Consider the following 22,096-nt stretch of genomic DNA (forward strand, 5'->3'; position numbering starts at 1 on the left):
CAGCACTTGCCGTGTGCAGCACTTGCCGTGCGCAGCACCTGCAGCCAGCAGGGCCAGGCGCTCACCCGCTTTGGCGGGTTGAGAGTGTCACTAGGGGGAACCGAGCGCAACGTCCCCTTTTTTCTGCCTATTCTCTCGGGGCCGTAGCCCGAACAATCATGTCCTGCACGTCCGAAACCGCGTTCACAACGGTCAAGCTGACCTCTGGATGGGCCGCAGCGAAGACGCGAAACACCTCATCAGCAAAGGCTTGCCCTATCTCGGCCACGCCGGTGAAGTCCAGGTATACGGTGCGGAACATCTCAAACCTCGCCACCAAGCGTTTTGCCTGGGAGCGGGAGACCAGTTTTTCACCCTCGTGCCTGGCAAGGCGCACGGGAACCACGGTCTTACTGAAATCCAGGCTGTTCGGGTCCGAGAACTCAGCGTACACAGCTCGCATGGTTCTTTCGGTATCGTTTAGCAGGTTGAGATGCACCAGCGTGCCGGACACCGCTCCGTGGTCGTGATCCAGCAGCCAGTCCGCGTCGTGGTGGTGCGTGAAGAAAAGGTCTCCGGACAAGATGTAGAACTTGTCAAAGGCGCGTGACGTGAAGAAGATGCCTTCGCCAGAGTGTCGCTCCGGATCCGTAGTAAACTTTCCCTTGGCCAAGTCCAGCAGGGCTTCTCTAGGGTCGTAGTAGCCTGCCAGTCTCTGAATCCTTCGGAAGATACCCTCTCCGTTGTCCTTGATGGACAAGGAAGCGTCAATGGCAGTGCGGGCGAATACCAGATCTACCGAAGCGCCGCCGGAGTGGTCAATCGCGTTATTCACCATCTCCGTAAATCCTGTCATCCAGATGGCCCGGACGTTTTCGGGCAGGTCGGAGACGGCAGGGGCGACTGTTTCTCGCCACGCAATGGTTTCGTCCAAGCCTTGCAAGGTAAGGTTCCATACGCGCCGCTCAGTAGTCTTCAATGCCAGTTTGCGGAAGCGTGACCGGCCCGATTCTTCCAGCTCACCATCCTCAATCATCTTGCGTATGCGGCGCGCAATAGCCTGGCGCGACACGCCAAATTCCTTGGCCACGGCTATGGATGGAGAGATTTCCCCCCGCCGCACGGCCTTCAGGATTCCCGCATGGATGGCTCTAGACTGTGCTTTCGTGGTCATTGGTAAACTTTTAACTCGGAGTCGGTAAACTTTTCTGCGATCAATGTAAACTTGTCGACCGCCAATGTAAACCTTAACCGGGAAGCTGGAGCAGGTAGGTGGGGTCGAGCAGGCCGCCGTGGAGGCCGTCGACGATCGCTAAGATTGCTTTCGTCACCACCGTCGCCCTCGCCGCCCTGTGGGGCGGCTTGGACCTGAGCGAGCACCGTCAAGCCTATGCCTGAAAGCCGTGGCCCGCCAGGCAAGCCTGGTCAGGTCACGTTGTCCTGGTGATCCACAGCGTTGCAGAGCGCTTTGAGTACCGGGCTTGCGTGAAAGGTGACCACCCGGCGGGCGGAAATCTCTACCAGTTCCCGGGTCCTGGGATTACGTCCAGGACGGGCCCGCTTGTCTCGAAGCGTGAAGTTTCCGAAGCCGGAGAGCTTGACCTCCTCCCCCCTGGCCAGGGTTTCCCGAATCGTATCGAAGAAGAGATCGACCAACTCGGCGGCCTCGGCTTTCTTGAAACCGATGGTGTCGTAGAGATGATTGGTCAGGTCCAGTTTAGTGACGGTCATACCGGCTCCGATGGCTTCCGGGAGCGCAGCTCCCACAGGTTCACGTTGCGCCCGCGGGAGTTGCGGACACAGCACGGCGTATGAATGTACCCGCGCCGACGCAAATCCTCCAGCAGCCGGACCGCGCGTGCTGAGGCCAGATCGAGTGTGCAAGAAAGTTGCTCAAGGGTGTGTGGCCCCCGTTCCAACAGGCTGAGTAGTCTTCGGCTATCCTGGTCCAGAGCGTTTCGGGTCATGGAAAAAATCTACGACAATTGGCGGTCGATGGCAAAATGCCTAGTCATCGCCGGAAGCTACTTCTTGGAGGATCCGCTGAACCTCCCCGTTGTATTGGCTCAGTGGGCCAGAAATCGGGGCCATATACCCGGCAATCCCCGTCTCGTCCGCCGCCAGGGCCGCTACCAAACGTTCCCTGGCAGGATGGATAGCAACTCCGCCAAATCCATAGAAGATGGCTGGTGCCGTCCAGGTACTCCCAGACTCCAGGGGCTGAACCACCTGCCCCAGAGACGGTTCATCCACCAAGGCCTGTTGCACCGCTTGTTCTACCTGCGCTTTCAGCGGCAAGATGGGTAGGGAAGCCGTGCCCGTTGGACAAATATCCTCCAGCCGAATCCAGATCGACGACGGGGCCATACCCGCATACCACCCAATGGGCGCTCCATCGTTGGGTCCCGGAAGGTATCGGACCTGCGCCAGATTGGGCGCATCGCCAATACCGGCTTGCCAATGGGAAATGGGCAAGGGCTGCAAGTCCGTCGAGGGGCCCATGGCGTCACTCAACTGATTCGCCGTTGTATTCAGCAACGCGGTGAGCGTATCGAGCGATTGGAGCAAAGGCCCTTTCTGGGCCAGGATTTCGTTGGCAAGAGCCTCTTCTTGCGGATTTCCGGATTGTGCCAACGTGACCAAATACTGAGACAACTGCTCCTGGAAATCCGTCGCCACCGCCTGAATGGCGTAGGCTTCCGCTTCCGCATCCCCGCCGATGTTGAGCCCGCCCGTCACCAGATATTGCGTGGTGGTATCCCAGCGCGTGTTGTGGCACTGCTCGCGATAGCCCCAAGGGGTGGTGACCACAGGACCGGGACCTGCCCACATCGCGGACGCATACGGTGCCAACTGTCCATAGGATTGCGCCGCCGACTGTAACTGCGGCCAGGTCTGCGCCATCGCGTTCAGCGCCTGCGCATCGGCTTGCATGGCAGACAAAGGATCGGCATGGGCAATCGGCGCACACCACAGAGCCAGAGCCGGTAGTAAGGGGAACAGGATACGACGTAATTGCATCGGAAAACCTCCAAGCCTGTTTGCTTCCCGCGGGGGCCCTGCCGGCGGCAGGCCTTGCAGGCGGCAAGGCGTGCCCCCGCAGGGGATTGCACCCTGCAAGGGCTGCACCCTGCAAGGGGTCCTGCGGACGGCACGTCTGCACCCTGCAAGGGGTTGCACCCTGCAAGGGCACTTTGTCTTTACAGGTATAGCCAGAGGCGTTCGTGATACGTCTTACAGACGGCAGGGGTTGCACCCTGCAAGGGTATTGCAGTCCGCGGGTTTTGCAGACGGCATGAGCCTATTCGATTCCGGGGTCTGCCCTGCCCCGATCTTTTTTCACCTTGCGAAAACGTCCGCGAATCCCGTTGCGAACGATCTCCTGTTCCTGCGGTGTGCAGTTTGGAATCTTTGGCACCAGATGCAACACGGTGGATTCCTCCACAATACCGTGCTCGATCATGGCATCGAGGAAAGGCCCATCCTTGGGACGCCCGGCCATCGTTTTGGCGATGAACAGGTCCGCCGGGTGCATGCAGTAACCCACGACACCCTGGGTTCGCTCGCTCTTGAGGGGGTAACATCGTGCCTGCCAACCCTCAGGAGCCCTGGCGGTTTCCATCGAAACGCCCTGCGCGAAATAGCCATAGGTCGCGTGAAAATAGGAATCCTCGCCCAGCACACCATCGATCAGATCCGATTTCTTGCTATCGTTGTCGATCGGGATGATGTCCGCCTCCGTCGAGAGCGTGAACACCCCTGGCCATGCCCGGGGCGGCTTGCCGGCCCACTTCCGCAGCCAAGGTAAAATCGACTGGCTGCCGATTATCAGGATCTCGGAATCGCCTAAAATCGCACCGGATGAACGTATCAGATGCTCAAGCTGCTCCTCGGTCATTGCCAGCCCCCCGCTTCCCACTGGCGCTCAAACTCCTTGAGCACCATGGTCCTCTCCTTACTGGTCAACACCATCGGAAACGGCGAGCTGCTGCGCATGTCGATAGCGTGCTGCGCCGACGAAAGCATCAGCCGATAGAGGTCTTCACGCTCTGCCTCAGAGGCGATAGCGCGATCGAGCCGCCCAACCCACTCGGCAAGCCAGATATCCTCAGGACGCTCCGCCGAAAAACGCGCCGCCCAATCCCGCGCCGCGCGCAGATACGGCAGGGGATCACCGGCGGTGATTTTCCGGTGGATGGCGCGATAGAGCGCCAGACTCTTGGCGTCGTGGCGAAACATTTCTCCCCTGTCTCCTTGCCCAGGAAAGCAACACACTCCGGTCCCGATGGGTCCAGTCTAGGTAATACAGCCAGAGCGTAATGGGAACGATGGATTCCAGTACGACGAGCCCCCAGACCACCAGAATCTGCCAAAACCCCTCGACAGACAGGCGCGAACCCGACGCATAGGAAACATACAAGACCACCGCCACCGAAGCCAGAAAACCACCCAGGAAGACAAGCATCCGCAAGACCGTCTCCGCACTACCCCGATCGATCCAAAACCACCACGGCAGCCTTGCAGGCGGCGGGCTGCGCCCCGCAGGGGGATTGCGCCCCGCAGGGGGCCTTGCAGGCGGCAGCCCTGCAGACGGCAGGCGCAGCGGTGCGCCCCGCAGGGGCCGCAGGGGATGGGCGGCGAGCCATGCGAGTTTTCGTGTGGTTGAACCGATCGGCGTTTTGGCGCGCCAGAGCAGGATCGTTTCCGCCAGAAAAAGAAACGACAATAGCAGTTGGAGCATCCCCCAAGCGGGGAAAACCAGACCAGCCAGGATCGATGGGCACAGCCCCACATCCGATAGGGAAAGCACCACCGCCAAAACCAACAGCAGGAACCATTCCCACGTCGCCGTGCGCACCAGCGCACGCTGGATCCATCGTGGTACCGCATCGGGAGAAAAGGTCGCCCGATAGAGATCCATCGCCCACCGCTCTTCCGCACTCTGGGGAGGAGAACCATCGGCGAGCAGCAGGCGCACGAGCGCATCCCCGTCGGGAAACCAGATAAACTGTCCCATCCAGAATATCGCCAGAAGCATCGTGGCGCTGAGAATACCCGCAGACATGGCACGTTTCCGGCAAAGAGGCGTCTACACGATGGTATAGCTTCCGCAGACGGCAGGCTTCGCCCCGCAGGGGGTCCTGCGGACGGCAGTCCTGCCGGCGGCAAGCCTGCTCCGCGCAGCGGTGCGGACGGCAGGACTTGCAGACCTCCGGGAACCGTCCACAAACCGTGCGTATTGGCTAGAAGCTTACCCGCGTTAGCGGGTTGAGCGTGTCACTTCAGCAGCCGTAACACGAGATGCGGGAAGAGCGCCAAGAGAAAAAATCTCTTGCTCGGTGAGCCGCTGAGGCACCGTGGTTGCCCGCTGGCCATGACCCGAAAAGGATAATCGAGTTTCCAGCATCTCGGACAAGGGAAGCTCAGAAAGCATCCCGCCTTGGAACCTATCCAGGCAGTCCAGTGCATTTACCGTTTTCGGTATAAGGATTGCTACTGCTCCGCCAGAATGAATCACACGAGACAAGCCTTGGATCAAGTGATCGTCCTGAGGCTGCATCTGTACATACATTCCCAGCGGTCTCTGCCTCTCCAGCGGAAATATATATAAAATCTTCCTGTCAGGCGTCACCCGAATCTCAATGTTGTCCCTTATGTTCATGTAACGAGCCAAAAAAGCCAGGTGTTCCATTGCCAATCGCACACCAACCAGTAGCACGGCCAGATTCGACCCTTCAAGAACGGAGATACCAATAGTACCCCTAACGTCCATTCCACCATCGGACTGGCGTCTTATCCAAGGCGGTTGCTTTCCGAAAGACCGGTCGATCCGCTCCAGGGTGGCTCGATCCAAAGCGCTCAAAGGGTCCGCTGTTGGCCGCGCAAAACTGGGAAATCGGGAAAATGCCTCTGGGTTGTGGCAGTGCACCCATGCGGATGCGATGGCATCATCCAGGTCATCCTGCGTTTCGAAAATCATGGATAGACGAGGCTTGGCAAGGTCAAGAGGTCTCCGTTCGTCGCCAATCAACGCAACCTCCCTGGCCTTCTTAAAAAAGGCTTCCGCTGTACCTACTCGCAGGCTGATTTCCATCAGTTTGCGCGGGAAACCCCGGCATTCATGCCGGGGAGGGATAGCGCGGCAGGCGTAGCCTGCCCCAGTCCCGCATCTCCTCTGTCGAGTGCTATCTTGGTCCACAAATATCCATAACCGTCCGCCCGCTGAATCAGCGCGCAAAAGCGGTGATGGATACCCTGCACCAGACCGTTTCCGGTCTGGAGGTTGAAGCTGCCACTGGCACGGATAGCGACGCGGCCCAGATAGGTGCCCGTTTTCTTTCCGGTCGTGACGATGGCTTTCACCAGGTCACCCGTCTGGAAACCAAAGACGCTTTTGCTTCGGGTCAAGTACCCGCGCGGAAAACCGTGTTTCGTCAGCCGCGTGCGCTGATAGCTGCCGCGTCCGGTGGCTTTAATGCCGAGAACTGGTTGCTGCCAGTTTTGGATGGCGTCAACACACCCCACGCAAGCCGCATCGAGACAATGGGCTTTGGGAATGGACATCTGGTGTCGGTTCCACTTCGTTCTGCCGCCACTGGCGACTTCCACGTCCAGACCCGTTGCTTTAAGGCGTTGGAACAGTGCCCAGCGAGTGCTGTTCACCGCCGCCGCATCTTTTAACGGCGCTTTGGCCTGGGCCAGTATCTTGCGGACTCGCTCCGGAGCCTTCGCCAGAAACTGTTCCAATGGCATATTGCCTTTGGCCTGATTGCAGTCGCGACAGGCGATGGTGAGGTTGCTCACACGGTTGCTGCCGCCTTTGGATCGGGGATGAATGTGATCGATTTCCAGAGGTGTGTTTTTCGCTCCGCAATAGGCGCATTCCCGTCCCCATTTCTCCAGCAGATACTCCCGGACCTCGTATCCGGCCAGGGTGCCTTGTTGGTACTCGCTGCCTGCGATTTCCGGATTCTGCAGGGCCTGGGTGTCGAACCGCACCAGTTCCTGCGACAGCGCCGTCACCGGCGCCAGACGCATCAGCCGGTTTACCCAGGCCAGCATCGTATCCACCCGATGCTGTAAAGACGGCGCCAGCCAGCCTTCCGGCTTCGTCCGGTTGTCAAACCGGGCGGGACGGTAGCGCAGGTTCCCGCGGCGGCGGCGGCGAAATGCCCGGCGCTGGGTGAGGGCATCGCGGATCGCGTGCCCCCGGTGCTTCAGTTCCAGCAGCATCAGCACCGTGAAAGTGCGGAGAATTTCGCCCGTGGTTGCGTCAACGGTTTCTTTCTCCCGCACCAGCGCCATCCCAGTGGTTTTGCTGCCGGGATGCAGTTTCAGCCGCAGCGGCTGCAGGACGGATTCCGCCTGCAACCTGTCCACCAGCCGGATGGTGAACGGGACCATGCGATGCACCCGTGCCCGCCCGCTCTCCAGCAGCAACCGTGCCCGTTTCTCCGAGCACGGCATGAGTGGTCTCTTCCGTTTGTCCAAAACAAGCACCGCCATTTTAACCTCCTATGCCCTTACGGGCCTTGTGACGCGGAGACTTCCGTCTCCGTCTCCCCTCGGGGTGGTGTGGCACCGGCTCCCGTGGTTTCCCACGGCGGAGAGAGTATTCGGCGCTTTGCCTTTCACCAGCATTGCCCTCTCCTTCCAGTGTCCGGGACTGAGGAAGCATCCCGGAGTGGGTCTCAACGACCTGTACCACACGTCTGCCGGATCACTCCGGCCCCCTGGTCAACCGAGCCTGCGTCACCGCAAGCTCCGCCCTTCAGGGCGGGGTAGTTGACACTTCCTCCGACGGCCTAGGGCAATCCAATTGTTGCATCAGCGCCATGGCTTCCTTGCAAAACCTCGCTAAAACCTCTGTGAATCGACAGTCTTGCAGGGCAACGGGTTTCGCCTGATCCTTATGATGCCGGTGGCAAGGCCCGTATCTATGATTGTGGGCAGTATCATAGCCGAGCACCCTGTCATTATCGCGAGGATTATGCTCAAAACAGATCAAGGATAAACGGAATGAAGTCACCAACCTCTCACGACCAACCCGGTATTCCAGATTCACCATCCCAGCGCGATTCCGACCGCTGCCCAACATGAAGGAGACTAGCTCGCCACTCGGCGCTCGTCCATAAGGCGACGCTGTCTGCTTCCCTCTTTTCCTCTTCCCCATTCAATTACTCCGTATGTTAGGGCTGAACGTGATACATTTGGAACCAAAGTTTTCACGAATGTGGTTCGCCCATTATTGCACAGCGCGCCAGATAGCCTGAGCGGGATTCTCCGGCAGCCCGGGCCGCCGCATCGATGCGGCGCAGGACCCGGGCGGGCAGCGTGATGTTGACGCGCTCCACCCGATCGGACAACTTCGCCAGATCCACCGGTACCACAGCCCAGATCCATCCGGAAAACTCCGGCTGCTTCTGGAGCGACTCCACGGAGGATGGCGCAGGAATCGTACCGCCGTCATCCATCACGGTTTCCAGCCACAACGCAATAGCCTCATGGGCGTTGGCAATCGCTTCGTCCAACGTATCTCCCGCCGAGAAGCACCCCGGCAGGTCGGGGACGACCACGCCATAAGCGTGGTGGTCATCCCCAGGTTCGATGGCAATGGGATAATTCATGATTCGCTCCGTTTCAGGCCAGCCTGTTTCAGGATCTTGTTGACCAAGCCCACCCCGAGATCCTTCTTGGGATGCGGCACAGTGATATGCCCTGGCTTGTTCGGATGAATATAAATGTGGTGCGAGCCTTTCGTGGCTCGCACCACCCATCCATCGGCCAGCAACTGCTTGATCAGATCACCGCTGTTCATGTGTGTATTATACACACTTAGCGAACGAAAGGGCAATCTCTCTTCGGGGGCTTACAGGCAGCAGCACGGGCGGCGATATGCCCCCCGCAGGGGCTGCCCCGCGCAGCGGTGCGCCCCGCAGGGGGTCTTGCAGACGGCAGGTCTTGCAGACGGCAGGTCTTGCAGACGGCGGATGCTGCACACGGCAATGTGCTCACCGCAGGGGGCCACGCAGGGGATTGCGCCCCGCAGGGGACCCGTGACTATTCGGTGAACGCGCGCACCCAACTGTCGCGAACCGTCGCGGGGAGACGCTCGGCCAGCCAGAGGCGTCGCCACTCGTCGCCGTACTGTGCCTTGAGTTCGGCCACCCGCTTCACGTCCCGGGGGTCGGAGACGCCGCAGAAGGCGAGTGCGACGGGGCCAAAAGCAAAGGACACGAGCCGCTGGCCGTCAGGACTGCTGACGTAATACTCCCGCTTGGGCGTGGCCATCTGCAGCAATTCGATTTGCCGGTCCACGAGACCGAAAGACTCGTACATGGGCATGAGATTCTTGGAACCCGCCTCGACGTTGGGCAGGAAGATCTTCGTCGGGCAGCTCTCCTGCAGGACCGGCAACAGAGGATTGTTCACGATGTCCGCCAGCGACTGCGTGGCAAACACGACCGCTGCGTTCTTCTTGCGCAGCACCTTGAGCCATTCGCGGATCTTGTTGAGAAAGAGCGGATTGTCGAGCAGGGACCAGGCTTCATCGAGGACGATGAGGGTTGGACGACCGTCCAGCATCGACTCGATGCGATGGAAAATGTACAGGAGAATCGGTACGACAATACCCTTGGCCGATTCTCCCTGCGGCAGGCTGTCCATCTCGAAGGTGACGAAGTTGGCGTGCATATCCAACCCGTCGTGGCGGGCATCGAGGATGTCGCCGTACTTGCCCGTGCCGGTGTACACCTCGATAGCCTGCTTGATCTGGATGCTCTGCACGAGGTTCACGAAGTCGGCAATGGACCGCCCGGATTCCTGCGCAAGGCCTTCCACCGCCCGGTGGATGACGGCCCGCTCCTGCGCCGACATGGGGACCCCCTGGAGTATGGCGAGGCTCTCCAGCCACTCCTCGGCAAACACCCGTTCGTTCGGGCTATCGATGCGCTCCAGGGGCGCAAAGGCCAACTGGCTGTATTCCCCGCCAATGTCGTAGTGCTGCCCACCCACGGCTTCCGTCAGGGCGTACATCGAGCGCCCCTTGTCGAAGCAGATCACCCGCGCGTTGCGGTAGCGCAGCCATTGGGCGGCGAGCAGATTGAGAATGGTCGATTTGCCCGATCCCGGTGGGCCCAAAATCAACGAGTGCCCCAGATCCGATACGTGCAGATTGAGCCGGAAGGGCGTGCTTCCCGTCGTCTGCCCGTAGAGCAGACAGGGTGCCGGCTTCCCGTCTGCTTTCATGAGCGCGCTCGGGCAATCGGCCTTGCCGGCCCAGACCGCCGTCTTGGCGGACAGATCGGCGAAATTCATGGTGCTCAGGACCGGGCGCCGGACATTCTCCCAGGTGTGCCCGGGAAGGCTCCCCAGAAAAGCCTCCACCGCATTCACGGTTTCGCGCTTGGCGACGAAGCCCAACTGGTTCAGCAGGTTCTGAACCACACGCATCCGTTCTTCGAGCACCTTGGGATCCCTATGCCGCAGGACCACCGTAAAGGTGAAAAGGCCCAGACGCACGGCACCACTCGACACGTCCCCGTCGGCGAGCGCCGTTTCCTGCTCCATGGCCTGCTTGAAGGGATCGGCCCGATCCGCACGCAACTGTCCCTGACTCATGGCCGCGGAAATGTAGTCCCGCAGGGTGAACTTGGATGAGGCCCATTTCTCCCGGTAGCTCGTGATGAGCTTCTTGGACTCCAGCGGGTCCAGCAGCACCATGCGTGTCGTCATCCGCAGGGGGAACGGCAGATTGTGCAGGTCTTCCAGAAGCAGGGGATTGGTCCGGTCCGGGAACCCGGTGACGGTCACGACATCGATGTGCTCACCGTCGATGGAGGGTTCCACTCCCGCGATAAAATCGTGGTGGCCCAACACCACATCGAGGTAGGCGGGAATGGCCGGCGGATTCACGGGATGGGAAAGCCCCGTCAGGCACTCGTGGTAATGGGTGAGCAGTCCCCGGGCATCCAAAGGCTCGATGGAGAAAGACGCGCGCAGGATCCCCACGGCACCCTGCAGCGTATCCTCGAACTTGCGCAGGAGGACATCGAAGCTGTCGGACTCATGGCCCTTCTTCGTCTCGATGAACATCTGCCCGGCGGAGACCTGCGACTCCGGCGGCGTCTGCCAGGTGAAGACGGCGTAGTAGGTGGACAGAAAATGGGCACCTTCCTGCTCGAACTGCATCCGTCGTTCCAGATCGATGATCTGGGAAACAGGATCCGGGAAATAACAACGATCCTCGGTCACATAGTCGTCCGCCGGCGTCCGGATGGCCGTCCAGTGCACGCTCCAGCCGGCGTCGAGCCGGGAGACCGCCTGGTTCACGATGGCTGGCAGACGGTCGATGGCCGCATGGGACAAACTCTCGCGGTCGGGGCCGGCAAAGCGGATTCCCGCCGATAAGGACCCGTCCTTGTTCAGGAGAACCGCACAAGGCACGTTCATCAGGGTGATTTCCCCGGCCAGGATCGCCGGGTTCAACAGATCCGGCAGAGCATGTTCTTTGGATCGAAATTCCCGAATATTGAGCACGCTTAGGCCTCCGCTTTAGCGCCTTGGTTTGTGGTTTTAGCCTTGCCAGTCCTGGTGAACCAGGACAGGAGTTTTGTGGTGGGTGCCACGGGGTGAAACTGGGGAACGTCCCGGTAGGGCGCATCGAGGCTCGCCCCATCGCCATAGAAGGGTTGGTATTTGCGCGAACGCTGGACAATGGCGATCATCTGGGCGTCGTTTTTGGCCAGATGCTGCAACACCGCCTGGGTGATGGAAAAGAGCACGACGGCGACGACGATGCCCGGAAGGGACATGGTGAAAAAGTACACGAGCATCGCAAAGCCCGCGTTCAGCAGGGTCGCCTGGCGCTCCGCCCCCATCAGGAGATGGGGACGGACCAGGGACTGGTACAACCGCGCTTCCCGCACGGTTTAGAGCAGCCCCAAAGCGTGGCCCAGGGCGGCCGCGACGGTGATATGGCCTCCCAGAGTTGCGGCCTGGATACCGGCCTGCTGACCGAACCAGCCGTACTGACTGATCAGGAACCCGCCGCCGGCAGCCGTGCCGATGCCCATGATAGCCTTGCCGTAATCGTGCTTGAAGGCATGTATCGCGCCGTAACCAATACCACCGGCGATACCAATGGATCCGATGGCGGGCATGAAATTCTGCTGAATGAAGTTGCCGATGGCTCCAAAAGGCCCCCCCGTCGCCGCCAGCGCCACGTCCGCCACGAGCAGGGCCGCAACACCCGCGGCAAGCGGAACCCACTTGCGCGCCCGATTCCCCAAAAACTGCTGCTCACTACGCACCATCTCGGTCATGACCGTCTCCTTCGTGCTTGCCAAAACACTCCCCTGGTATGGGCATCCCTGCGGGCGGCAATCCTGTGGGGGATCGCCCGTTCACGGGACTCGACTTGGTATAGCGAGGGGAGAATGGGATAGCGTTGGGGACCATTGCAGGGGGCAGTATCGCCGTGCGCATCACCCCTGCGGGGCGCACAGCTGCGCCGCGCAGCGGTTGCACCGTGCAGCGGTTGCACCGTGCAACGGTCCTGCGGACAGCACGCCGGCTCCATGTGGGAGGTCACACATGTCGGCGCCTTGACGCAACTAAACTTTAGTTGCAAAGTAGCCCTGAGAGATGCGGAGACACGATGTCGCAAGCAGAAAAGCTCAAGAAGCGATTTTTGTCCACTCCAATACCCAAGAACTTTCGATGGGAGGAATTGGTGAGGCTAATGGAAAATTTAGGCTTCGCGATAGAGTCTGGGAGCGGGTCCGCTCGGAGATTTGTTTCCAGAGAGAGGCCAGAACTCGTCCTATTTATCCACCAACCGCACCCACAGGCAACACTAAAAGAGTATCAGATACGACAAATTCGGCAGACATTGAGGGAAAACGGCATACTGCAATGAGCAACATTCTGGAATACAAGGGTTATCAGGCAAGCGTCGAGTACAGTGCTGAGGATGGCGTGCTTTTTGGGAAAATCCTGCACATCCCGAGCCTGATTCTCTTTGAGGCGGAAAACGCAGCGGACATCGTCTCCGCATTTCACAAGGCGGTCGATGACTACCTTGAGTATTGCGGTAAGAAAGGGCTCGAACCGAACAAAGCTTTTAGCGGAACACTGAACGTTCGGATTGGCCCAGAGCGGCATCGAAAGATCGCGGTGTATGCCACAAAAAACGGACTCAGCCTGAACGAAGCTATTTGCGATATCATCGACGCGTTCTTTTCAGAGGAGCTAGAGGAGAATAAGCACCATCCGGTTATTCTAAGCCCATGGAAAGAACCGGAATCTGACTGGGCATTTGGTAATCAGGTTCCGTGGTCCATGCTGACACATGGAGGAACAAAGAATGAACGACGTCACTAAAAATATTATCACCAGGAGACCGGTATCTGATCCTCTTACCATCAAGGAGCTAACCGCCATACTCATCAAGCATTATAAGAAGAAAACCGGACACTATGAGATAGGCCCAGAATTTGCGTTCACTGTTGGTCAGGGAGGGCCAAGCTCAGACAAAATCATGCCAACGGTCATGGTTGGATTGTCCCGAATTGCCTTGGTCGAAGTATCCGAGCCTACGCCAATGAGCGTGGATGCGGAATTGGCCCAAAAGAAAAAGTGACGCTCTCAACCTTAAGACTGTGGAGAGGAAGATGAATCTAGCCAAAGAAATAGTTGAAATGAAACTGAATGCGCTGGTATGGAACCTGACGAACTCAAACGATACAGTAACCAGAGAGATGGCGATAACCAACGCATATGAATACGATTTGTCGGATTACGAAATAATTATGGCAAGTCAAAAGTCGAATGACTTAATTGATTTTGAGGTGACGCTGGATCTATCTGGAGAACAGGATCCAGAAAGACCATTCTGTGGTTCAGAAATCGCCGTGAGCGTTTCCGGGACTATTCGCAAACAAGAAGATGGATCGTGGGAAATTGAAAGCTATGATGTCTTATCATGCTCTCTAGAAGATTTCTAACCCCACTCCCCCTGATAATGGAATATTGTAACATGTTCGGATGCAAGCACAAATACTGGCTCATGATGAGCGTTTTTCTACTGTCTGGCTGTGCAATACGTGCAGAGGCAGGCTTGTCGACTTCATATGGACTTTATGTCGGCAAATCGACGATTGGGACCGTATCCAGCAGCCGTTCATCATTAGCTAGCGGGTGTGCAATTTCGTTCGTCATAGGAAAATTTCGATATAGAATAAGTAACGTTAGCCACCTTAATCAATGCACGACGTCTGGCTATATTTTTCTATACAGAAAAGGAAAAGGATTTACGGCGTGCATTCATGGAAGTCATATTCGTTGTTATCCTGCACAACAAATTGGCAATCTCATTCAATGAGGAGGATATACTGATTTCTTTGACGCTTGAGACCCTTTATCCGCAGACGACAAAAAATCATTGTTTCAACAGCGCCATCAATTTCTCGTTTTCCCGTTCCAGATCCATCCCCTTCTGCAGGGCGCCCTTCTTGTCGCCTGCATCGTACAGGGCTTTGGCCTCACGGGCCAACGCATGCAGGCGCGCGTGCCGTTCCTGCAACTGCCGATAAAGAGCCGCGTTCCCCCCGTACTGGAGTTTGCCCTCCCCCAACAGCCAAAGCCCCAGGTGACAGGAATTTTCCGCGTCCGGTTCCGTTACCAGGGCGGGGAAAGGCGCTGAACTGTGCAGCGCGCCAATAAAGCTTTTGACCCGCTGATTATGAATGACAATCATTCCCACCTTGGGGGGGGGGGGGGGGGGGGGGTAGAAAATCCGTTGTTAACCAACGGGTTATACCGTATTATCCAATCGGGGATCGCCTCCGGTGCCATCGGTCTGGCAATCGCATAGCCTTGTAGACAATGGCACCGCAAGTGGCTGAGCAGAACGGCATGCTCGGTGGTCTCCACCCCTTCGGCAATGACTTCCAGGCCCAGGAGTCGGGCGCTGGCAACCACACCCGTAACAATGGCGTAATCCTTGGGATCGTTGATGATGTCGCGTACAAAACTCTGATCGATCTTGATCGTCTGGGCAGGGAGCTTCTGTAGATACGTCAGCGAGGCGTTGCCCGTGCCAAAGTCGTCGAGGGCAATGCGCACTCCCAAGCGGTTGCAGGCTGCCAGGGTATCCTGTGCCACGGCAAAATCCAGCAGAGGTGCCGTTTCGGTGATCTCGATCTCGACAGACGATGGGGGCAGATCCGGATGGGCATCGAGCGCAGCCTGCAAATCGGCCAGGAAACGTTGATCGAGCAGATGGTGGGCGCCGATATTGACCGAGACACGCAACGGTAACCCCTGCCGATGCCAGGTCTGCGCCTGGGCGAAGGCCGAGGCGAGCACGAAGCAGCCAATGCGCCGGGCCAAGCGCGGTGCATCGAGCGCGCTCGCAAAGGCGGCGGGAGACAGGAGGCCACGCTCGGGATGGTCGAGACGGAGTAGGGCTTCTACCCCAATCGGACCGTTGTCGATCTCCACCACGGGCTGATAGTGGAGCAGCAGATGCCCCCTATCGAGCGCGTTTTCCAACATCTTCCGCACCTCCATGGCCTCTTCCTGCCGCTTGTCCATCGGCCAGTCGAACCATCGGAAGCAATCCCGTCCGGCGGCCTTGGCCGCATAGAGCGCGAGATCCGCATGGCGGAGAAGATCTGCGGGCGAGCTGTCGTCCAGAGGGTAACTGGTCAAGCCAATACTCGCGGACAGTGGGACTTCCTCACCTCCCGGCAGATGAAATGGTGTACGGAGCGCCTCAAGCATACGGGCGCAGGCATGCTCTACCTCGTCGATTTGGGTAATATCGGTGAGAAGCAACCCAAACTCATCGCCACCCATCCGCGCCAGGGTGTCTCCAGAGCGCATTTTCGTCTGCAATCGTTGGGCCATCTCTTGCAGCAGGGCATCGCCAGCGGCATGTCCGAAACGGTCGTTGACCAGTTTGAAGCCGTCCAGATCCAGGATACCCACGGCTAGCTGGCGTTCGTGACGCGTCGCCTGAGCCCGGTCATGGGCCAGCCGGTCCAGGAAGAGCGTCCGGTTGGGCAGCCCGGTAAGGGCGTCGTGGGTGGCCTGATGGGCCAGTTCTGCCGTCAGTCGGCGTTTCTCCGTGACATCGTGGAAGACCAGGACCACGCCCAATAGGGCGCCTCGCCGATCCCGAATGGGCGCCGCGCTATCCTCAATGGCGCGCTCCTCTCCGTCCTTCGTAATCAGGACGGTATGGTTCGCGAGGCCGACGACCTTCCCCTCCTCCAGAACGCGTCGGACGGGATTGGCCACAGGGGTATGCGTGCCTTCCTGGACGATATGAAAGACGTCTTCCAGGGCTGTGCCCAGCACTTCGGACCGGGCATAGCCCAATAGGGCTTCGGCGACGACGTTCATGTCCGTCACCCGGCCTTGGGTGTCGGTGGTAATCACCGCATCCCCGATAGAGTGGAGCGTAACCTCGGCCCGCTCCTTTTGCTCCCACAGGGTTTGTTCAGTTCTCTGTCGCTCCGCTTCCAGTTCCCGGCCAGCCCGAAACAGGTAAACGTAACCGAAAGTCGACAACAGCAGTAGAGCGAGCGCACCGGCAATCGGCTCTTCGAAACCAGCCCACCATTCCGACCACACCTCCGAACACGGAATGCCCACTCCTGCCACCAGGGGATAGCCCGCCACCCGTTGCACAGCACCCAGACGCCGCTGGCCCACGGCTGTGGATAGACCGGAAAAAACGCCAGATTGCAGATCTGGGTGCGCCAGGACATAGCGTGCGGCAATCCCATTTTGCCGGAATGCATACGTAGTACGGCTGGGCGGCGGAAAACGACTCTCCAGAAAACCATCCTGCCGCAACAGGAAGATGGACATCCGCGAGGGCAGCGGAAGTCCCTGCCAGGCTGGTAGGCGCCCGTCCGCGAGGGGCAATAAAGCAACGAGGGGCCGGTCGCCACCCCCGGCCGGAGCGGGCTCAAAGACCGGGATCATCCAGACATCCTGAGCGGGCCCGGCGAGAGGGTCATACACGGGAGGGCCCAAACAGAAAGTGGAGGAACGCAGGCACTGCGCCAACGCGCTTCGTTGCTGAGAATCCAACTTTACGCGGGAAGCATCCGCAGGGTTATCGACTGCAGTCAGAAGGTCGGCCAGGAAGCGTCGGATCTTGCCGACCGCGAGCACCCTTCCGTCCGGCAAACGCGTACCCACCGCGGCCAGTTCCGGCTGCAACGCCAAATAGTTCTGAAGCATTTTTTCTGCGCCGGGCTCCAGGTACCGATGGTCCACTGCCATCTGTTGTCCGAGCAGTGCAAGCGAAACCTGAGTGCCATTCAGCAACCCCTGCGTACCTTCCGCCACCGCCGCCGCCAGCGTCCGGAGGTCAGCGATTTCCCGATCCCGGGTTTGATGCCAGTCAAACCAGCCTAACCAAGCCGTGGCTATCAGCACAACTGCCATGAACCCCCACCACAGCCGATGCAGCCAACGCGGGAAATAGGCGACGTGCTCGGCCGACCCAAGGTACGGTTGATTCACGATGCTCCTTTGATTTGTTGGCGTCCACCTACGTTGTTACATATATAGGACAAATGGCCTAATTCCGCCAGCGCACCGAACATCCTGGCCGCAGAACAATGGCTTCGATGCCGAGTCTCGTTCCACCAGGATACTGACTTCAGCTATGTGAACGGCAACGCGTTAGCATTTGTTCCACTAACGGCTACCGGAGACTGACGGGGATTCTACCGAGGTTCGGAATCTGGGATACTGCGTGCACGATAGCCGGTGATTTGTTACCTGAATCCGTGAGTTCTCTCTGATGGTCACGATTGCCAGCTGTTGTGGTTGCGATTTGTTGGCAAATCGTCGGGCACTTGCCTGCCAGGATGGAGAATTTTCGGCTCGAAGGGTGGTTTTTGCCGCAGGAACCGGGGTTTTTCGACGCGATGGCGCAGTTGGCCCTGCCGATCAGCGGCATTCTCAGTGGGGTTGATACTCAGGAGGGCTTTAGGGCGTGGACCAAGCCGTGTGGAGGCGGGTGAAGGCTGCAAATGCCACGGTGTCTGCTGGGAAAGCGAGGATCCATTGCCGCGCATGACGCTTGATCCGGGCCGCGAGGGTGATGATCTCCTGGATGACGGTTTTCACCCGTCGCCGCTTGGCCGGATGCCGTGGTGGGGCATCTGGTCCGAGCAGGGTTTCCTGGCCGATCATGCGCAGGATGTTGTAGGCCAAGGCACCCAGGGTAAGGAGGAGATCGTTGGTGGCAAACTTCCCCGAAGGCAGACGCTCCAGATCCAGATCCGTCTTGATCTCTGCATGGAATTGCTCATGGGTGGCATGATCGGCGTACAACGCGAGGATCGACTGCGGGTCGAAACACTCGGGCAGCGTTGTGTCCCAGCCTTCAAGGGTATATTCCGGCATCAGCAGCTGTTGGCCGTTGGCGAGGGACGTCCGTTCCGTCAGGCGCAGGATCCGGCGTACCGGGACCGTGCCCAGCGTTTCCGGGCTTTCCCAAAGCGTGATCCGCTTCCCCTGCCGCGGACTCTCCCAGCAGGTTCCCGAATCCTCCAGGCGGGCGGCGATGAGCCGATCCAGGTCGTGGCCGCGGCGATTCCATTTGATGAGGAAAGCCAGATCCGCCCCTTGGGCCTGGTGTGCACAGGCATAGCCCGCCAAGGTGGCGGCGATGGTCTTGCTGTGAAAGCCGGCATCCATGCGTACCAAGATCGGTTGCCTGGTGAGGCTCAGGGCTCTGGGCAGAACACGGTCCAAGGTCTCGTCGGTCGCTTCAGCGCTGTGCTGGGTTCCTTCCCGCAGTTCCATGCCAAGGTTCCAACCCTCCTGCCCCAGGTAAGCGGCAATCGGGGCATAGCCGACAAAACCCGCGTAGGTCCAGCCGATCCCTTCCTTTCGGGTGTTGGAATGGTCGAGGGTAAAGACATCCAGATCCAGTGGGACATAGCCACAGGACAGCGGGGTGATCGGCGCCCGAGCCCTCTGCAGCAGCCGGGTCAGCGCCGTGTCTACTATCGGCAGAAATGCCTCGGCATGGCGATCCAGGCGCTGCCGCAAGGTGGCACTGGAAGGTACGCCTCGCAGTCCCAAGGCGCGGGCGAAGAATCCGTCCTGGCGGAATCGTTCGATGGCCTCAAAGTCGCTCTTGCCCTGGCAAAGCAGGCCCACCAGGGCCATGAGGACGTCGCTGTTGGGAATGCCCGAGCGCACGGGCAAGGACGGGTCTACGAGTTGCGGCACTTGTGCGAAGCGATGCAGGGCTTGACCGACGAGGCTCAGTCCAGCCAAGGAGGTCAGCGTGCCACCACTTTGCTCGAGGACAAATTTTGTGGGTTCCATGTGCACCCATTGGGTGAAATGAGAATAGGCGCATTATACCATGCAAAACAGAATGTTGCTCCGCTTTCTCGGGTGCAAACTCACGGATCCAGGTTGTTACCCAAGCTCATGAGTACGGTAGAAATCTTGTCAGCCATTCCGCAACCGCTCGACCTTCCCAAAGCCGGCATAGTCTCTCGTCATCCCCTGCCACAACGAATCGGAGAGCCTCTCCGCCCTGTACGTCCGCGCGGCCGCCGTCATGGAGCGGATCGCCGAATCCTGGGAAATGGTCCGCGTCAACGATGGCAGCACCGACGACACCCTGGTGCGACTGCCGGCCCTGCATCGGGAAGATCCGACATCGTGGTGATCGATCTCTCCCGCAACTTCGGCAAGGAGGCGACGTTGACCGCCAGACTAGATCCCGCTTGTGGGGACTTGTACTATTCTGAGCCCAGCGCTGTGGCTGGGAATAGAATCGTTGTAGTATGGACAATCTGATCAATTAAAGCACGTGAACCACTGATAGCCGGATCCCGATTCCGATATAATCCAGTCCCACTGTCCTAGTGCGTTTTGGCTGCCGTTGGTAGAAACCATAACGAAACCACCTCCATTATTAGACCTTCCTGATATTGTGCACAATCTCCAATAGCCAACGTTTTCTGACCCACTTATATTCGGTAAAAGAAAGGTAGCTTCCTGTGTGTATACTGGCGCGGACTGAGGTTCCTGCCATGTCCCATTGACACAAGCCAGCAGCTGCCCACTCCCATTTGCATTCGCTGCGATCGCCCCGTTCGGGCCACATCCCCAACCTATGTTGGCCGCGCCATTGGCCGTACCCAAGGTAACGTCATAATTGGCTTGAACTTGCCCACTGGCATTGATGTTCCCGTTGGAGTAGATGTAGTTTGCACCGAGCACATTGGCCGTAAAGGTGTTCGCCACCGCGCCATATCCACTATCGGTGATGTAGCCACCACCGCCGGCCGTCAAGGCGTTCTGTGCGTTGACATTACCCGTACTGTTGACGTATCCGCCCTGAACGGTGCCATTGGCGACCACACTGGAACCGTTGTTATTGGACTGCATATAGGCGTAGTTCGCACCATCCGGAGAATTGGTCACGACCTCACCACCGCCACCAATTCCGCCGTCAAAGTCGTTTATGTACGCATTCAGGCTGCCATTCTCACCGGCGCCAAAAGTACCGTTGGCATAGATGTCCCACGTATGGATACCGCCACCCCATCCACCGGGGAAACCTTGGCCTGCGGGTTCATCAACGCCCAACTGACCTTGCAATCCAGCGGGATTGCCACCTTGCGCAGAGCCAGGGTTACCCAAGGTTACGTCGTCGTTGACGTTCACGTTTTGGGCGTTGTTGATGTTGTTGTTCCCCATATCCAGATTCGTCTGCATCTGGTTCAGCTGAGGCTGCCCAGGCACCGAGACGCGATACAGGTAATCGTTCTGGATCTGGCCGTTACTGTACTCGATGAGCGCGGCAAGGTGGCCGGGTTGGGCATTGAAACCCGAAGTGGGAACCTTCCACCCGGAGTACACACCACAGGCTTGCCCAGCACCACACCCAGGTACCGCCGATGTCCCCGATCCACCGCCGACGACACCACCGGCGGCCCCCGCAATCTGTGCCGCCAAACCGAGACTGCGTGTCGGAACGGTATTGCCGCCCGTCGAAAGCACCAGCGCCTGCAACTGCCCAGGACTGGGCTGCAAAACCTGCACTTCCCAGGTTTGCCCGTAGGGATTGTTGGCCTGAAAACCGTTGGGCAAATAGCCGGTATTGACCAGCATGGGGATCGTGATGGTCGCCGGATTGGTCGAGGTCGCAGTCCCCTCGATGGCCACCGCGTTGGCGGTAATGTACCCTTCCGCCGCTTTCTGGATGCGCGCCATCTGCAAAGCCGCGACCGTCGCCATCGTCTGGCGGCTCTGATCGTTCAGGACATGGATACCAACGGGGACCATCAACGCAATGGCCATCAAAGCGAAAATGATGGTAACGGGATTCATGACAGCCCCTCCTCAATTATGCGGCACAGCAATAGTCCAGATGGGCGTACCATTGGACAGACTCGTGGGTGAAACTCCCAATACTGCTCCAGGACAATTTTTCGAGGACGATACGATCTGTCCATTTTCGACAGATCCATACGCACAGTCTCCATCCGTCAGGTTTTGTATCTCAGGGGTAATCGCATAACCTCCAGAATTGGTCCACGCATACACAAGACCATTCTGCACGCTGGCTCCCCAATAAGGGGGAAAGGCGTTGTTCCCCATGTATGGACCCAACTGTGCCGCCGTCAGCGGGCCAGAAACACCCGGGTTGTTTTCCGTGTAGGCCAAAGCAGCCTTCGAAAGCGACACGAAATCGCTGGCAAAAGCCGATCCGCCCGGGTTCTCCGGACTGTATCCGGAGTTCGACGGAAACACCGCATTGCTGTTCAAGGGAATTTTCGTGGAAACCGCCATGAAACCCACGAACATGAGCAGTAGAAAAGGAAGGATCATCGCGACCATGACGATACCCAGAGCCCAAAAGCCAAGAACCACGCTCGCCGTTCATCGGGATCCCACAAGAACCGAAGCAGCCGGCCCGTACCGTCCCGCTTACACGACCACGACGCCAAGATAGCAGAAATTCCCCAACCAAGGAAAAGGATCGTCTGTCCCACGTGAGCCTGCCAAAAGGCAGCGCCAAAACTCACCACAGCACAAAAGCCATCGAATAGTCGAC

Annotated in this window: 23 protein-coding genes; 5 read left to right on the forward strand and 18 right to left on the reverse strand. The window is 58.7% G+C overall.

Annotated elements, in window-relative coordinates; all coding sequences use genetic code 11:
* Window positions 1-127: 127 nt before the first annotated feature.
* From ACAty_RS09155 to ACAty_RS09215, 13 genes are all read right to left on the reverse strand, one after another.
* Window positions 128-1,153 carry an STAS-like domain-containing protein gene (locus tag ACAty_RS09155; RefSeq protein WP_038472089.1) on the reverse strand — a complete coding sequence of 342 codons (1,026 nt, stop codon included), beginning with the start codon at window positions 1,151-1,153 and terminating at the stop codon, window positions 128-130.
* 251 nt (window positions 1,154-1,404) lie between these two features.
* A complete protein-coding gene (locus ACAty_RS09160; RefSeq protein ID WP_004872939.1) occupies window positions 1,405-1,710 on the reverse strand; it encodes an integration host factor subunit alpha in 306 nt (101 codons plus the stop codon).
* Between the two features lie 276 nt (window positions 1,711-1,986).
* Window positions 1,987-3,000 carry a hypothetical protein gene (locus tag ACAty_RS09165; RefSeq protein ID WP_153801823.1) on the reverse strand — a complete coding sequence of 338 codons (1,014 nt, stop codon included), beginning with the start codon at window positions 2,998-3,000 and terminating at the stop codon, window positions 1,987-1,989.
* Window positions 3,001-3,280: 280 nt separating this feature from the next.
* Window positions 3,281-3,877, reverse strand: coding sequence for a DUF6036 family nucleotidyltransferase (locus ACAty_RS09170; protein ID WP_038472092.1), 597 nt, complete (start codon window positions 3,875-3,877; stop codon window positions 3,281-3,283).
* Window positions 3,874-4,218 carry a hypothetical protein gene (locus ACAty_RS09175; RefSeq protein ID WP_004872943.1) on the reverse strand — a complete coding sequence of 115 codons (345 nt, stop codon included), beginning with the start codon at window positions 4,216-4,218 and terminating at the stop codon, window positions 3,874-3,876. The genes ACAty_RS09170 and ACAty_RS09175 overlap by 4 nt, the downstream gene beginning before the upstream one ends.
* On the reverse strand, window positions 4,151-5,044 hold the full coding sequence (locus ACAty_RS09180; protein WP_038472095.1) for a hypothetical protein: 894 nt from the start codon (window positions 5,042-5,044) through the stop codon (window positions 4,151-4,153). The genes ACAty_RS09175 and ACAty_RS09180 overlap by 68 nt, the downstream gene beginning before the upstream one ends.
* 195 nt (window positions 5,045-5,239) lie before the next feature.
* Window positions 5,240-6,073: a hypothetical protein gene (locus ACAty_RS09185; protein ID WP_004872944.1), complete on the reverse strand. Its 834-nt coding sequence runs from the start codon at window positions 6,071-6,073 to the stop codon at window positions 5,240-5,242.
* On the reverse strand, window positions 6,073-7,485 hold the full coding sequence (gene iscB / locus ACAty_RS09190; RefSeq protein ID WP_038472074.1) for an RNA-guided endonuclease IscB: 1,413 nt from the start codon (window positions 7,483-7,485) through the stop codon (window positions 6,073-6,075). Before iscB ends, ACAty_RS09185 begins: the two co-directional genes overlap by 1 nt.
* Before the next feature lie 719 nt (window positions 7,486-8,204).
* Window positions 8,205-8,606 (reverse strand): type II toxin-antitoxin system HicB family antitoxin, encoded by a 402-nt coding sequence (locus ACAty_RS09195; protein WP_004872948.1) that lies wholly within the window; start codon window positions 8,604-8,606, stop codon window positions 8,205-8,207.
* The gene (locus ACAty_RS09200) at window positions 8,603-8,797 is read right to left on the reverse strand and encodes a type II toxin-antitoxin system HicA family toxin (RefSeq protein WP_014002702.1); all 195 of its coding nucleotides are present in this window, start codon (window positions 8,795-8,797) and stop codon (window positions 8,603-8,605) included. Before ACAty_RS09200 ends, ACAty_RS09195 begins: the two co-directional genes overlap by 4 nt.
* A 242-nt stretch (window positions 8,798-9,039) precedes the next feature.
* A complete protein-coding gene (locus ACAty_RS09205) occupies window positions 9,040-11,517 on the reverse strand; it encodes a TraG/VirB4 family ATPase (protein ID WP_004872954.1) in 2,478 nt (825 codons plus the stop codon).
* A 2-nt stretch (window positions 11,518-11,519) separates the two neighbouring features.
* Window positions 11,520-11,891, reverse strand: coding sequence for a VirB3 family type IV secretion system protein (locus ACAty_RS09210; protein WP_004872955.1), 372 nt, complete (start codon window positions 11,889-11,891; stop codon window positions 11,520-11,522).
* A gap of 18 nt (window positions 11,892-11,909) precedes the next feature.
* Complete coding sequence (locus tag ACAty_RS09215) at window positions 11,910-12,302, reverse strand: hypothetical protein (protein ID WP_004872956.1); 393 nt, start codon at window positions 12,300-12,302, stop codon at window positions 11,910-11,912.
* Between the two features lie 335 nt (window positions 12,303-12,637).
* Here ACAty_RS09215 and ACAty_RS16755 point away from each other — a divergent pair, with 335 nt between their 5' ends.
* Genes ACAty_RS16755 through ACAty_RS09235 form a run of 4 tightly spaced genes read left to right on the forward strand, consistent with a single transcriptional unit; the run spans window position 12,638 to window position 13,985 of the window.
* Entirely contained in the window at window positions 12,638-12,898 is a 261-nt protein-coding gene (locus ACAty_RS16755; protein WP_038472100.1) for a type II toxin-antitoxin system HicA family toxin, read from the forward strand.
* Entirely contained in the window at window positions 12,895-13,362 is a 468-nt protein-coding gene (locus tag ACAty_RS09225; RefSeq protein WP_226824314.1) for a type II toxin-antitoxin system HicB family antitoxin, read from the forward strand. The genes ACAty_RS16755 and ACAty_RS09225 overlap by 4 nt, the downstream gene beginning before the upstream one ends.
* The gene (locus ACAty_RS09230; RefSeq protein ID WP_051620776.1) at window positions 13,346-13,621 is read left to right on the forward strand and encodes a hypothetical protein; all 276 of its coding nucleotides are present in this window, start codon (window positions 13,346-13,348) and stop codon (window positions 13,619-13,621) included. The genes ACAty_RS09225 and ACAty_RS09230 overlap by 17 nt, the downstream gene beginning before the upstream one ends.
* Window positions 13,622-13,652: 31 nt before the next feature.
* Window positions 13,653-13,985, forward strand: a complete 333-nt coding sequence (locus ACAty_RS09235) for a hypothetical protein (protein WP_038472102.1) — start codon at window positions 13,653-13,655, stop codon at window positions 13,983-13,985.
* A gap of 434 nt (window positions 13,986-14,419) precedes the next feature.
* Here the strand turns inward: ACAty_RS09235 and ACAty_RS14915 are convergent, their stop codons facing one another.
* From ACAty_RS14915 to ACAty_RS09245, 3 genes are all read right to left on the reverse strand, one after another.
* Window positions 14,420-14,737: a CZB domain-containing protein gene (locus ACAty_RS14915; protein WP_004872957.1), complete on the reverse strand. Its 318-nt coding sequence runs from the start codon at window positions 14,735-14,737 to the stop codon at window positions 14,420-14,422.
* Complete coding sequence (locus ACAty_RS14920; protein ID WP_051620779.1) at window positions 14,734-17,523, reverse strand: putative bifunctional diguanylate cyclase/phosphodiesterase; 2,790 nt, start codon at window positions 17,521-17,523, stop codon at window positions 14,734-14,736. Before ACAty_RS14920 ends, ACAty_RS14915 begins: the two co-directional genes overlap by 4 nt.
* Window positions 17,524-17,994: 471 nt before the next feature.
* Window positions 17,995-19,347 (reverse strand): IS1380 family transposase, encoded by a 1,353-nt coding sequence (locus ACAty_RS09245; RefSeq protein WP_038472104.1) that lies wholly within the window; start codon window positions 19,345-19,347, stop codon window positions 17,995-17,997.
* A 217-nt stretch (window positions 19,348-19,564) separates the two neighbouring features.
* On the opposite strand from ACAty_RS09245, the gene ACAty_RS16480 reads away from it, so the two are divergent.
* Window positions 19,565-19,699, forward strand: a complete 135-nt coding sequence (locus ACAty_RS16480; RefSeq protein ID WP_226823392.1) for a glycosyltransferase family protein — start codon at window positions 19,565-19,567, stop codon at window positions 19,697-19,699.
* A 131-nt stretch (window positions 19,700-19,830) separates the two neighbouring features.
* Here the strand turns inward: ACAty_RS16480 and pilV are convergent, their stop codons facing one another.
* Both pilV and pilM read right to left on the reverse strand, forming a co-directional pair.
* Entirely contained in the window at window positions 19,831-21,369 is a 1,539-nt protein-coding gene (gene pilV / locus ACAty_RS14925) for a shufflon system plasmid conjugative transfer pilus tip adhesin PilV (RefSeq protein ID WP_051620782.1), read from the reverse strand.
* A gap of 12 nt (window positions 21,370-21,381) precedes the next feature.
* Window positions 21,382-21,879, reverse strand: coding sequence for a type IV pilus biogenesis protein PilM (pilM, locus tag ACAty_RS09255; RefSeq protein WP_153801824.1), 498 nt, complete (start codon window positions 21,877-21,879; stop codon window positions 21,382-21,384).
* Between the last annotated feature and the right edge of the window lie 217 nt (window positions 21,880-22,096).

It is taken from the genome of Acidithiobacillus caldus ATCC 51756, from assembly GCF_000175575.2.
Taxonomy (GTDB): Bacteria; Pseudomonadota; Gammaproteobacteria; order Acidithiobacillales; family Acidithiobacillaceae; genus Acidithiobacillus_A; species Acidithiobacillus_A caldus.